Raw genomic sequence first — 11,373 nt, forward strand, 5'->3', positions numbered from 1 at the left:
TTGGACTCGCCGGCCTGCGGGGTACATGCGTGGCACAGGCGCGATACGGCGCCGTACCAACGAACCGAAGGCCCGCGCATGATCCCTTTCATCTGCACCAGCTGCGGACACATCGACATCGATTCCGCCGAATGCGTCACCTGCGCGCAGGCGCCCGCCAAGCAGAGCGCGACTGACGCCGCCGTCGCCTGATCCGTTCGCGCTCAGCGATCAGCGCGCCAGCCACCCGCCGTCGACGTTGACGATGGTGCCGTGGATGTAGCGCGCGTCGCCTGAGGCGAGAAAGGCCACCGCGCCCGCCATCTCGTCCGGGCTCCCCCACCGCGCCGCAGGAATCCGCTGCGAAATCTGGGTATTGCGTTCCGTGTCGGCGAGCAGCGCCTCGTTCATGTCGGTGTGCACGTAACCCGGGGCGATCGCGTTGACGTTGACGCCCCGCCCGGCCCACTCGTTGGCGAAGGCCTTCGTCAGTTGCGCCACGCCTCCCTTGCTCGCGGCATATCCGGGCACCGTGACGCCGCCCTGATAGCTCAGCATCGACGCCACGAAGACGATGTTGCCGGAACCTCTCGCCACCATCTCGCGCCCGATTTCGCGGGTCAGGATGAACGGCRCGGTCAAGTTCACCGCGATGACCTCGTCCCACAGCTCATCTCCGTGCTCGACCGCCGGGGCACGCCTGTTGATCCCCGCGGCATGCACCAGAATGTCGGCATTCATCGGCCCGATGACGTCGATCGCCGCGTAGAGGTCCGGCCGTGACTCCAAAGCCGCTGCGACGGGCACGAATTCCCGGCCGGCGCCGCGCACCCGGTCGCCACAGGTCTGCAGTGCGTCGATGGATCGTGCGATACCGATGACGTCGGCACCGTCGCGTGCCAGGCGTTCCGCGATCGCCAGGCCGATCCCCCGGCTGGCCCCCGTGACCACGGCGGTGCGCCCGGTGAGCGGCGTCCGGTCAGTCACGCTCGGACGCTTTGGCCTTGATGTGGTGACCGAGCAGTCGCGAGATCGCGCCGGCCGCTTCGATCACCGCGCCGCCCAACCGGTCGTTGGCGCTGACATCGACACGGTCAGCCGGCCCACCGATGCTCACCGCCGCCGACACCGCTCCGGTGTGATCGAAGATCGGGGCGGCATAGCCCCTGATCCCCGTCCGGTTCTCCTCATCGTCGATGGCATAGCCGCGCAGACGTGCGTCGGAAAGGTCGGCCTCCAAGGCCTCCCGGTCACGCAAGGTGTTCGCGGTGCGGGGTACGAAGACCTCAGGCAGGTGCCGGGACAGGACGCTGTCATCCGTCCACGCCAGAATGGCCTTGCCGATCGCGGTCGCGTACGCGGGCACGGCATCACCCACCCGGCTGAAAATCCGCACCGGATGCGGTGAATCGACCAACTCGATGTAGACGACGTCCTGACCGGTCACCACGCCCAGGTGCGCGGTCTCCCCGGTGGCCGCCACGAGCGCCCGCATCTCCGGCAACGCCACCCGGCGCAGATCCAGCCGATGCAGATACTCAGACCCCAACTGCGCGTTGGCGACACCCAGGGCGTAGACGCCGAGTTCCTCGTTGTAGGCCAGAAAGTTCCTGGCGACCAACGTGCGCAACATGCGCTGGGTGGTGGGCTTGCTGTAGCCGAGGATGCTGCTGCACGCCGCCAACGTGAGCCCGGGCGGGGGCTCCTCGGCGATCCGCAGCAGGACCTGCAACGCCCGGTCCAGACTCTGGGTGCCCGCAATGGGCTCCGCTTCACTCGGCGTCATATCACCGTCCTCTTCCCGTTGCACCCGACTGCACGGAAGCCGCCGACTTCCGAAACCTTAACTGCGCGATCAGCACAGATCGCAGATCGCGACCTGATCCATGTCGGTGAAGGCCTGATTCTCACCGGCCATCACCCACACGAACGCGTAATTCGACGTGCCCGCACCGAAATGCACCGACCAGCTGGGTGACACGACGAGATTCAGATTGCTCATCGTCAGGGTGCGCAGTTCGTCGGGGCGGCCCATGAAGTGCTGGATGCGGTGCGATTCCGGCAGATCGAAGTACAGGTAGGCCTCCGTGCGCCGGTCATGCAGATGCGGCGGCATGCTGTTCCACACGCTGCCCGGCTCCAGTGCGGTGATCCCGAGGACGAGCTGCGCGGTGGGCACCCCGCCCGGCTGCAGGTGCTTATAGATGGTGCGCTTGTTGGCGGTCTCGGTCTCACCGGCCGCGGTGGCGTCCGCGTCGGCGAGGGTGACCAGCGTGTGCGGGTGGCTCACGTGAGCCAGCGCCGACGCCAGGAACAGCGCGCTGTCGGCCTCGGTGCCGGAGAATGCGATGTCGGCGGCGCCGCGACCCAGATATAGGACATCACCCTTGGACAGTTCCCATTCCTGCCCGTCGGCGCGCACCCGCGACGCGCCGGCCACCGCCACCACCGCGAGTTCGCGGCGTTCGCAGAAGGACTCGGAACGCAGCTCTGCGGGCACCGGCAGCGCGAGCCACTCGTCGACCGCAGGGACCGCGCCGCCCAGCACCATCCGGTCGTGGTGGGTGTAGGTCAGCCGGACTTCACCGGGTGCGAAGAGATCCTGGTTGAGGAATCGGTTCCGCAGGTCCTGGCCGCTGAGGGCGGCCAGGTCATCCGGGTGGGTGGCGTGTTGGATCTTCATTGATCTTCTCTCTGTGAACTAGTCGATGACGTTGGTGGGTGTGCCGGTGGCGAAGGCGAGGATGTTCTCCCCGGCCAGCCGAAAGACGTCGTCGGCCTCGTCGGTGTGGAAACCCACGTGCGCGGACAGCACGACATTCGCCCCGGCGGGCGGCAGCGAATCCGGGTGCGGCGGCTCTTCGAGGAAGACGTCGATACCGGCGCCGAAGATGGCGCCGCGGGCCAAAATGTCGGCCAGTGCCGCCTGGTCGACGATCTCGGCGCGGGCGGTGTTCACCAGAATGGCGTTGGGCCGCAGGCTCTCCAGCAGCGGACGCGAGATGATGCCGTCGGTCTCCTCGGTGTGTGTCAGGTGCAACGACACCACATCCGAGTTGGCGAACAGCTCGTCGAGCTCGACGCGCCGGGCCCCGAGCTCCTCGTCACGGGCGGCATCGGCGGTGCGCGACCAGTACACGACGTCCATGCCGATGCCCTTGCCCAGGCTGATCATCCGGCTGCCGATCGCGCCGGCGCCGACCACACCGAGCCGTCGCCCGGCGAGCTTGAGGCCCTGCTTCTTCTCCCAGTGCCCCGCGCGGACGAGGTTGTCCCCTTCCGCGATCCGGCGAGCGGCGGCGAAGACGAGCGCCAGCGCGTGCTCGGCAACGCTCTGACTGGCGAAGTCCGGAACGTTGGTGACCGTGACAYCGCATTCAGCGGCCTCGTCCATGGCCACGAAACGACGTGCCCCGGTGCCGACGAAGCTGACCAGTGTGACGGTGGGGTTGGCCCGCAGCAGTCCGGGTGGCACCGGCCCCTGATCGCCGACGACGTACAGCGCGTCGTAGCCGGACGCACGGGCGATGGTGGCCTCGATGTCGGCGAAAGACTCTTCGAACCATTCGAATTGGTGTCCGGCGGCTTCCAGCGGTGCGGCGACGTCGCGCAGCACGATGTCTTTGTACTGCGCTTCTCCGTCGATGCAGACGATCTTCATCGTGGTCTTCCTAGGTGATTGATGGTTGGACCGGAGATCACTGACCGACCCAACGGTTGAACTGATCCACCACCGTGTCGAGATTGGTGGCGTAGTAGTCAGTGTCCTGCGTGATGGCGCCGGACACGTTGTCCCCGATGGGCAGGAACTGCCGCACCTCTTCGGGGAAGTCATCGGGCTTCACGTCGGTCACCGACGCCGGGATCGGGGTCGGGATCTTGGAGGCGAAAGCGATCTGGCCTTCTTTGTTGTTGATGACGTTGGCCAGCAGTTCCTGGGCGGCGGCCTGGTTGGGGGCATCGGCGGGGATGGCCCACACACTGTTGGAGTAGCCGGCGCCGTTCCAGCTGATCTCCATGGGGAATCCGTTGTCGGCCTTGGCCGATGAGGCGCGGTTGGCCCACAGGATGCCGATATCGCAGGAGCCGTTCTCGAACGATTCGATGGACTGGGCACCGCTGGTCCACCAGGTGATGTCCGATTTGATCTCGTCGAGCTTGCCCAGCGCGCGGTCCACGTCGAGGGGGTACAGATCGGCGGGAGCGACGCCGTCGGCGAGCAGTGCGGCCTCCAGCGTCCACCCGTATTGCGGGTTGTTGAAGAAGCACCGTTTGCCGGGGAACTTCTGCAGATCCCACAGATCGCTCATCGACGTCGGGGCCTGATCGTAGGCCTCGCCGTCCCACGCCAGCACCATGCCGAAGGTGCCGACCTGGATGCCGTGCTCGTCGTAGGTGCCTTCGGTGAGCTTGTCGACCGGCACTTTCGCGGTGTCGATCTCGGCGAGATAGCCTGCTTCCGCGGCATTTCGGGCGTCGTTGACGGTCGGGAAGAACACCAGACTCCACGGCACCTGCCCGGCTTCGGCGGCGCCGAAGAACTTGGTGGCGGCTTCGTTGTAGTCGTCGGTGACCGTCACCCCGGTGTCGGTGGTGTAGTCGGCGAACAGTGTTTCGCTGAGTTGGGTCCAGACGTCGCCGCCGCTGGTGTCGTAGAACAGAATGTCGCCCCCGGCGGCCGAGCTCTCGTCCGATTCCGAGGATCCGCCCGAGCCGCACGCGGTGACCGCCAGCGCGGTGACAGCCAGTGCCGCGGCCACCCGCTGAGCGCGAATACCGTTGATTCCCATGATGTTCCTGCTTTCGTGAGGTGCGTGGAGGGTGGAGGGCTCAGAGCGTGCGCGGGATGAGTGCGGCGTGGCCGGCCCGCACGCAGGCGCCGACGACGTCGCCGGGTTTGGGGACCCGACCGTAGGGATCGAGGTCGGYGGTGACCTCGGAGCCGTTGATGGTGATGTGGACGCTGTGCCGCTGCCCGAGGAAGCGCGACACCGTCACCTCGCCACGGCCCAGGAGGTCGTAGCCCTCGGGCGGTGCGTCGGTGCACAGCGCGATCTGTTCCGGCCTGACCACACAGGTCGCCTCGGCGTCGGTGATCCGCTCGCCGACCCTGGCCCGCACCCGATGCTCGCCGCGGGCGACGGTGACGATGTCATCGGTGCGTTCCAGGATGTCGACGTCGAACAGGTTGGCCTGTCCCAGGAATCGGGCGACGAAAAGGTCTTTGGGGTCGCGGTAGATGTCCTCGGGCCGCCCGATCTGGCAGATCCGGCCGTCACGCATGACCCCCATCCGGTCCGACAGGATGAACGCCTCGTCCTGATCGTGGGTGACGTAGATGGCGGTGGTGTTCGACTGTTGTTGAATGCGACGGACTTCGGCGCCGAGGTCCTGGCGCAGGGCGCGGTCGAGTGCGCCCAGCGGTTCGTCGAGCAGCAGCACCCGCGGGCCCTGGGCCAGGGCGCGGGCCAGCGCCACCCGTTGCTGCTGGCCGCCGCTGAGCTGTCCGGGTGCGCGGTCCCCGAGTCCGCCGAGGGCCACCAGTTCGAGCATCTCCTGGACCCGGCGGTGACGTGCGGCGGTGTCCAGCCGGCGCACCTTGAGCCCGAACTCGATGTTCTGCGCGACGGTGAGATGCGGGAAGAGCGCGTAGTTCTGGAAGACGAAGCCGATGTCGCGGTGCTGGGTGGGCACCTGGGTGACGTCCTGGCCGTCGATGTCCACGCGGCCGCGGGTGGCGTCGAGCAGGCCGGCGATGATCCGCAGCAGGGTGGTCTTGCCCGAACCGCTGGGGCCCAGCAGCGTGAAGAACTCGCCCGCCTCGACGTGCAGGTCGGCATCGTCGAGCGCGGGCACGCCGTGGTAGTCGAGGCCGACCGCGGTGGCGGTGACCTCGCCGCGGGACCCGCCGGCGCCTGATGTGCTGCCCATTTATGACTCCTGAACCTTCTGGGCACGCTTGTTCCGCACCACGGTGAAGACCCCGCGGATGGCGAGGATGACGACGACGGAGGTGACCAGCAGCGAGGCGACGGCCGGCACCGTGGGGACGATCCCGCTCTCCAGGTACTTGTAGATCGTCACGGGCAGGGTCTTGGTCGGACCCGTCTGCAGGAACAGCGCCAGGACCACTTCGTCCCAGGACGTGACGAAGGCGATGACGAACGCCCCGGCCACACTCGGCAGGATGGCGCGCACCACGACCACCCAGAAGGCGCGGGTGCGGGACGCGCCGAGCGTCCACGCGGCTTCCTCCAGCCCCCGGTCGGCGCCGTTCATGGCGGCCGCGATCAGCGCGAACGACAGCGGCGCGGCAATGATGGTGTGCGCCAGTATCAATCCGCCGACGGTGCCGGTGAGCCCGAGTTGCAGTTGCACGTCGTACATCCCGATCGCGAGCAGGATCGCCGGGGTGATGATCGGGGCGAAGGCCAGCCCGGAGATGAGGGCCTTGCCCGCGGTCGAGGTCATCGAGCGCATCAACCGGGCCAGCACCAGGCCGATCGCCACGGACAGCACACCGGTACCCGCGCCGACCACCAGGCTCTGCCCGATCGGCCCCAGCCAGGTCGCGGTGGTGAACACCTCGGCGTACCACTGCAGGGTGAAGCCACGGGGCGGGAACACGACGGTGCCGGTCTCGCCGATGGACAGTGGGAAGACGAACAGGACGGGGACGACGAGGACGGCGATGGTGATGAACGACACGACGGCCGAGCACACCATGGGGACCGACCACCGGAACGGCTGTTCGGCACTGACTCCCTTGACCTGCACCGAGCCCACACCGACCTTGAACTCACCGGTGAGCCGGACGACCCCGATGTAACAGATGACGGTGGCGACCAGCAGCAGGATGCCCATCGCGCTGGCGATGGCCCAGCGGAACACGTCGATCTGCTGTTGGATGTAGACCGAGATGGTTTGTTCGGTCGGGCCGCCGAGGATTGCCGGCACGAGGAAGAAACCCAGCGCCAGGATGAAGATCAGGAGGCCACCGCTGATCAGGGACGACCGGATCAGCGGGAGGTAGATGGTGAAGAAGGTGCGGGCCGCAGACGAGCCCATGGTGCGCGCGGCGAGCAGCAGGTTGTTGTCCACTGCGACCATGCCGGCGTAGAGGACCAGAATCATGTACGGCAGCAGGTACATCACCGTGCCGACCAGCGTGCCCACCGGTGTGTACAGCAGGTTCAGTGGGCCGAATCCCAGGAAGATGGACAGCTGGTTGAGTGGACCGTTCGGACTCAGGATCGAGGTCACCGAGAACAGCCGCACCACGATCGAGATCCAGAACGGCACCAGGACCAACAGCAGCACCAGCGTCGCGGTGCGCCGCCGCAGGCGTGAGATGAAGTAGGCCGTGGGAAAGGCGAGCAGGATCGTGATCAGTGTCGAGTTGACCGCCAGCACCACCGTGCGCCATTCGACCAGCAGCAGGAAGTCATCTTGGAAGAGCTGCCCGTACGCGTCGAAACTCCACTTCGGTGCGGCGGCGTCGAATCGGCCCTTCTCGCTGATGCTGCGCAGGAACACCGTCAGGATCGGCCAGACGAAGAACAGCGCGTACACCACGATGACGGGCAGCACGAGGCCCAGCCGGACTGTGCGGGGGCCGATCACCGATCGGCGTGCGCCAGGTGTTCCGATGGCGCTCTGTACTGTGGTTTCGCCGGACATGTTTTCACCTCCCTAGGATTTTGGAACACCGTACCAATATTGTGTTTCCGAAATGTGTCGTTTGGATATTTGGGGTTAACTCGTTGGACCCGTTGATGTTTCCGTGCCGACGCCGGGATAGACGGCGTAGATCTTGCGCACGGTCTGCACCACGTTCCACTCCCCACTCCACCCCGGCCGCAGCGACACGGTGACCCCGGGACCGATGTCGGTGACCGTGCCGTCCGCGTGCGTGAGCGTGCCGCTACCCGCGATGAAGTGCATGACCTCGCCGATATCGGGCTTGGCGGACAGGAAACGGCCGGGAGTGACCTCCCAGACCCCGATCTCGAGATCGCCGACGGCGACGATCACCTTCTCGGCGCACTGCGGGGAACCGGCGACCACCCGGGCCGGTGGGTCGGAGGGCTCCAGTGGCAGCGACTCGGCGTCCAGGACGGCGAAGAGCGCGGGATCAGCAGTCATCGGGTTTCCTCTCGGGTGCGACCGGCCAGCGCCGGACCATTGACGATCGACGGCGCCTCTTCACCGACCAGGACCGCTGCGCATCGGGATGCGAGCAGTCCCCGCAGGCGCGGTTCGGAACTGTCCGAGTACCAGGCGAGGTGGTTGGTGACGATGAGGTTGGGCGCACCGAGCGCGGGATCGTCGGCGGCCGGCGGCTCGGTCTCCAGCACGTCCAGCGCGGCTCCGCCGAGCGCTCCCCTGCTCAGCGCGTCGGCGAGTGCTCGGGAGTCGATGAGCCCGCCGCGAGAGACGTTGACCAGGTGAGCCTTCGGCTTCATCAATGCCAGCGCGGCAGCATCGATCAGATGATGGGTGCCTTCGTTGAGCGGTAGGTGCAGCGTCACCACATCGGACGCGGACAGCACCGCGTCCAGCGGAAGCCGCTCGATATCTGCGACGTCCTCGGCGTATGGGTCGAAGGCCACCACCCGCCCGAAGAACGGCCGCAGCAGGCGGAGGGTTTCGCGGCCGATCCGACCCAGCCCGATCACGCCCAGCGTGGACTCCGACAGCGCCGGGATGGGCTTGAGGTCACGCCAGTATCCCCAACCGCCTTTGCGGATCAGTTTGTCGGCCTCCGAAATTCGCCGCACGGACGCCAGCGCCAGCGCCACCGCGTGGGTGGCGACCTCTTCCTCGCAGTAGTCGGGGACGTTGACCACGCGGATACCGCGGGCGGTGGCCGCGTCGATGTCAATGGTGTCGAAGCCGACGCCGTAGCGCCCGATCACCCGCCAGCGGGGATGCGCGTCCATCTCCTCGGCCCCGATGGTGGCGAACTGCACCAGCACACCGTCGGCGTCCTGTGCGCCCCGGTCGTCGTCGCGGGCGTCGAAGACCCGCACCCCGGCCTCCGCGGCGGCGGCCAGTTCGACGGAGATGTCGCCGTAGGCGGTGTCGAGTACCGCCAGAGTCAGGTTCACAGGTGGGCCGCTTTCACGAGGGCTTGGGTCAGGGTTCGGACTTCGTCTGGATCAGATGAGGCGGCCAGCGCTCCACCGAGACCGACGACGCTCACCCCGGCCACCAGGTAGTCGGGGACGGTGTCGATCGAGATGCCGCCGGAGGCAAGGAATTCCACTTCGGGGAAGGGCGCACGAAGATCGCGCACGTAGCCGGGCCCCAGGCGCGCGGCGGGGAACAGCTTGAGCAGCGGAGCGCCGCTGCGCAGCGCGGTGTCCACTTCGGTGGGCGTCAGCACGGCGGGCACGTGCAGGATGTCGTGCTGCCTGGACCACTGCGCCACCTCGGGGGCCGCGGCGGGCGAGATGAGGTACTGCGCCCCGGCGGCGATTGCGGCCGCGGCCTGGGCTGCCGTGCGCACCGTTCCGGCGCCGACGAGCAGCTCGGGGTGCCGTGTTCGTAGCCGGGTGATGGTGTCGGTGGCATCCCGCGCGACGAGGCTGACCTCGATCGCGCCCAGACCGCCCTCGACGAAGGCGTCGAGCACGGCGTCGGAGATGTTCTCGGCGCGCAGCAGGACCAACGCCCGTTCCCGCCGGAGACGGTCCAGCGCTTCAGCGGAGGTCATCGCACCATCGCCGCGGTCGGATCATCGATGACAGAGCGCAATTCGCCCTCCGAGAACGCGGCAATATCGCCGTCGAGGGTGCAGGCCATTGCGGCCAGTGCCACCCCTGCCGCCAATGCGCGCTGCGGTTCCTCGCCCGCGGTGAGGCTCCAGATCAGGCCGGCGGTGAACCCATCGCCCGCGCCGAACCGGTCGATGACGGTGGTGGCGGGGGCAATTGCGGACCACTGCCCCTGCGCAGAGGCCGCGACGGCACCGTTGGCCGAGTCGGTCAGCACGACGAGATCGGCATCGGGGGCATATCGCTCGCGCAGCGTGTGTACGCGCTGCGGCGGTGGGCCGTCGACGCCGAACACAGTGTGCGCATCGCGCGCCGCGCACACTACGACGTCGGCCGATCGCAGCAGCGGGGTCAATGCCGCCGCTGCCGCGGCCGGCGGCCAGAGCAGTGCCCGGTAGTTGATGTCGACGACGACACGGATGTCCCGTGCGCGTGCGGCCGCGACCAGCTGCACCAATTGCGTTGCGGGACCGGACCCCAGGGCAGCGGTGATGCCGCTGACGATCAGGGTGCCGACGCCGTCCAGGGCGTCGTGGTCCACGGCCGCAGCGGCGAACGCGGTGGCCGCCCGGTCGTAGACCACGCGGTGCGCCCGTGGTGCGCAGGCGTGTTCGACGAAGTACAGGCCCAGCCGCGCGTTCGGTACCCGCTGCACGTGGTCGGTGAGCACGCCGCGGGAGCGCAGTTCGGTGATCACCCGATCGCCGAGCAGCGAGTCGGGAACGGCGCTGATGTAACGCGCCGGGCGGCCGAGTGCGGTCAGCGCAACCGCGACGTTCAGTTCGGCACCGCCGACCGCCACGTCCAGCGTGCCGACCCGGTCGATCTGGCTGCCCGCACCCGTACTGAGCCGCAACAGCGGCTCACCATAGGTGGCGATCAGGGCATCGCTGACAAGCATCGGAACCTCGCATTCGATTTTGGAATACCGTTCCATAAAACTGGGACGCGGTCAACGCTAGTTCAGATTTGACTGAGCATCATGGCCCTCCATCACCGCGACCGAACTTGTCGGACCCCCCGACTAAAATCGTGATATGCCGCCTCCCACAACCGCTTACGCCGAGCACGTGCCTCCGGTGCGGCGTATTGAGGTGTTGTTCGAGGAGATGGGTGAGCTGATCGGGCAGCGCAACGCCCTCGATGGTCGGTTGGTGGAGATCATCGCCGAGATCGACGGCAGAGGCGCCGCCGACGGCAACGCCCTGTGGGGTGCCACAGGGTGCCGCTCCCTGCAAGCATTGGTCGCCTGGAAGACCGGTGTCTCACCCCGCAACGCCGACACCATGGTCGCCATCGCCCACCGCATCGACGAACTTGAACGCTGCGTCGCAGGCTTACAGGAAGGACGGGTGTCGCTCGATCAGCTCGGGGTCATCGCCGAACATGGCGGCCAGGGCTGCGATGAGCACTACGCCGAACTGGTGCAGTACGCCACCGTGACCCAGTTGCGCACCGCGGTCAAACAGGAACCCCGCCCCGAACCCGAACACAAGCCCGAACCGAAACGCAAGATCACCATGATCGAGGGCGACGATTCCACGACGTGGCGGATCACCCTGCCCAAGGTGGAGGCCGCGAAATTCGAGGCCGGCCTACAGTCACACCGCGATGC

General features: G+C 67.3%; 12 protein-coding genes. 1 reads left to right on the top strand and 11 read right to left on the bottom strand.

Annotation, left to right across the window (positions count from 1 at the left end):
* Positions 1-210: 210 nt before the first annotated feature.
* From AC1DTF_RS09765 to AC1DTF_RS09815, 11 genes are all read right to left on the bottom strand, one after another.
* Positions 211-966 carry an SDR family NAD(P)-dependent oxidoreductase gene (locus AC1DTF_RS09765; RefSeq protein ID WP_477473925.1) on the bottom strand — a complete coding sequence of 252 codons (756 nt, stop codon included), beginning with the start codon at positions 964-966 and terminating at the stop codon, positions 211-213.
* A complete protein-coding gene (locus tag AC1DTF_RS09770) occupies positions 959-1,765 on the bottom strand; it encodes an IclR family transcriptional regulator (RefSeq protein ID WP_477473926.1) in 807 nt (268 codons plus the stop codon). The genes AC1DTF_RS09765 and AC1DTF_RS09770 overlap by 8 nt, the downstream gene beginning before the upstream one ends.
* A 69-nt stretch (positions 1,766-1,834) precedes the next feature.
* The gene (gene kduI / locus AC1DTF_RS09775) at positions 1,835-2,662 is read right to left on the bottom strand and encodes a 5-dehydro-4-deoxy-D-glucuronate isomerase (RefSeq protein WP_477473927.1); all 828 of its coding nucleotides are present in this window, start codon (positions 2,660-2,662) and stop codon (positions 1,835-1,837) included.
* Between the two features lie 18 nt (positions 2,663-2,680).
* Positions 2,681-3,640, bottom strand: a complete 960-nt coding sequence (locus AC1DTF_RS09780) for a 2-hydroxyacid dehydrogenase (protein ID WP_477473928.1) — start codon at positions 3,638-3,640, stop codon at positions 2,681-2,683.
* A gap of 37 nt (positions 3,641-3,677) precedes the next feature.
* Complete coding sequence (locus AC1DTF_RS09785; protein WP_477473929.1) at positions 3,678-4,769, bottom strand: extracellular solute-binding protein; 1,092 nt, start codon at positions 4,767-4,769, stop codon at positions 3,678-3,680.
* A 40-nt stretch (positions 4,770-4,809) separates the two neighbouring features.
* A complete protein-coding gene (locus tag AC1DTF_RS09790; protein ID WP_477473930.1) occupies positions 4,810-5,910 on the bottom strand; it encodes an ABC transporter ATP-binding protein in 1,101 nt (366 codons plus the stop codon).
* Positions 5,911-7,659 carry an ABC transporter permease subunit gene (locus AC1DTF_RS09795; RefSeq protein WP_477473931.1) on the bottom strand — a complete coding sequence of 583 codons (1,749 nt, stop codon included), beginning with the start codon at positions 7,657-7,659 and terminating at the stop codon, positions 5,911-5,913.
* Between the two features lie 75 nt (positions 7,660-7,734).
* A complete protein-coding gene (locus AC1DTF_RS09800) occupies positions 7,735-8,124 on the bottom strand; it encodes a cupin domain-containing protein (RefSeq protein ID WP_477473932.1) in 390 nt (129 codons plus the stop codon).
* Positions 8,121-9,089: a C-terminal binding protein gene (locus AC1DTF_RS09805; RefSeq protein ID WP_477473933.1), complete on the bottom strand. Its 969-nt coding sequence runs from the start codon at positions 9,087-9,089 to the stop codon at positions 8,121-8,123. Before AC1DTF_RS09805 ends, AC1DTF_RS09800 begins: the two co-directional genes overlap by 4 nt.
* Positions 9,086-9,697 carry a bifunctional 4-hydroxy-2-oxoglutarate aldolase/2-dehydro-3-deoxy-phosphogluconate aldolase gene (locus tag AC1DTF_RS09810; protein ID WP_477473934.1) on the bottom strand — a complete coding sequence of 204 codons (612 nt, stop codon included), beginning with the start codon at positions 9,695-9,697 and terminating at the stop codon, positions 9,086-9,088. The genes AC1DTF_RS09805 and AC1DTF_RS09810 overlap by 4 nt, the downstream gene beginning before the upstream one ends.
* A complete protein-coding gene (locus tag AC1DTF_RS09815; RefSeq protein WP_477473935.1) occupies positions 9,694-10,659 on the bottom strand; it encodes a sugar kinase in 966 nt (321 codons plus the stop codon). The genes AC1DTF_RS09810 and AC1DTF_RS09815 overlap by 4 nt, the downstream gene beginning before the upstream one ends.
* Before the next feature lie 136 nt (positions 10,660-10,795).
* Between AC1DTF_RS09815 and AC1DTF_RS09820 the strand changes: the two genes are divergently transcribed.
* On the top strand, positions 10,796-11,373 hold a 578-nt coding region (locus tag AC1DTF_RS09820), incomplete at its 3' end, for a DUF222 domain-containing protein (RefSeq protein ID WP_477473936.1).

It is taken from the genome of Mycobacterium sp. P4_H6, assembly GCF_056400845.1.

Coding starts and splice junctions, on each gene's coding strand:
- AC1DTF_RS09770 (WP_477473926.1), bottom strand. CDS start 1,765: ATGACGCCGAGTGAAGCGGAGCCCATTGCGGGCACCCAGAGTCTGGAC.
- kduI (WP_477473927.1), bottom strand. CDS start 2,662: ATGAAGATCCAACACGCCACCCACCCGGATGACCTGGCCGCCCTCAGC.
- AC1DTF_RS09785 (WP_477473929.1), bottom strand. CDS start 4,769: ATGGGAATCAACGGTATTCGCGCTCAGCGGGTGGCCGCGGCACTGGCT.
- AC1DTF_RS09795 (WP_477473931.1), bottom strand. CDS start 7,659: ATGTCCGGCGAAACCACAGTACAGAGCGCCATCGGAACACCTGGCGCA.
- AC1DTF_RS09800 (WP_477473932.1), bottom strand. CDS start 8,124: ATGACTGCTGATCCCGCGCTCTTCGCCGTCCTGGACGCCGAGTCGCTG.
- AC1DTF_RS09810 (WP_477473934.1), bottom strand. CDS start 9,697: ATGACCTCCGCTGAAGCGCTGGACCGTCTCCGGCGGGAACGGGCGTTG.
- AC1DTF_RS09815 (WP_477473935.1), bottom strand. CDS start 10,659: ATGCTTGTCAGCGATGCCCTGATCGCCACCTATGGTGAGCCGCTGTTG.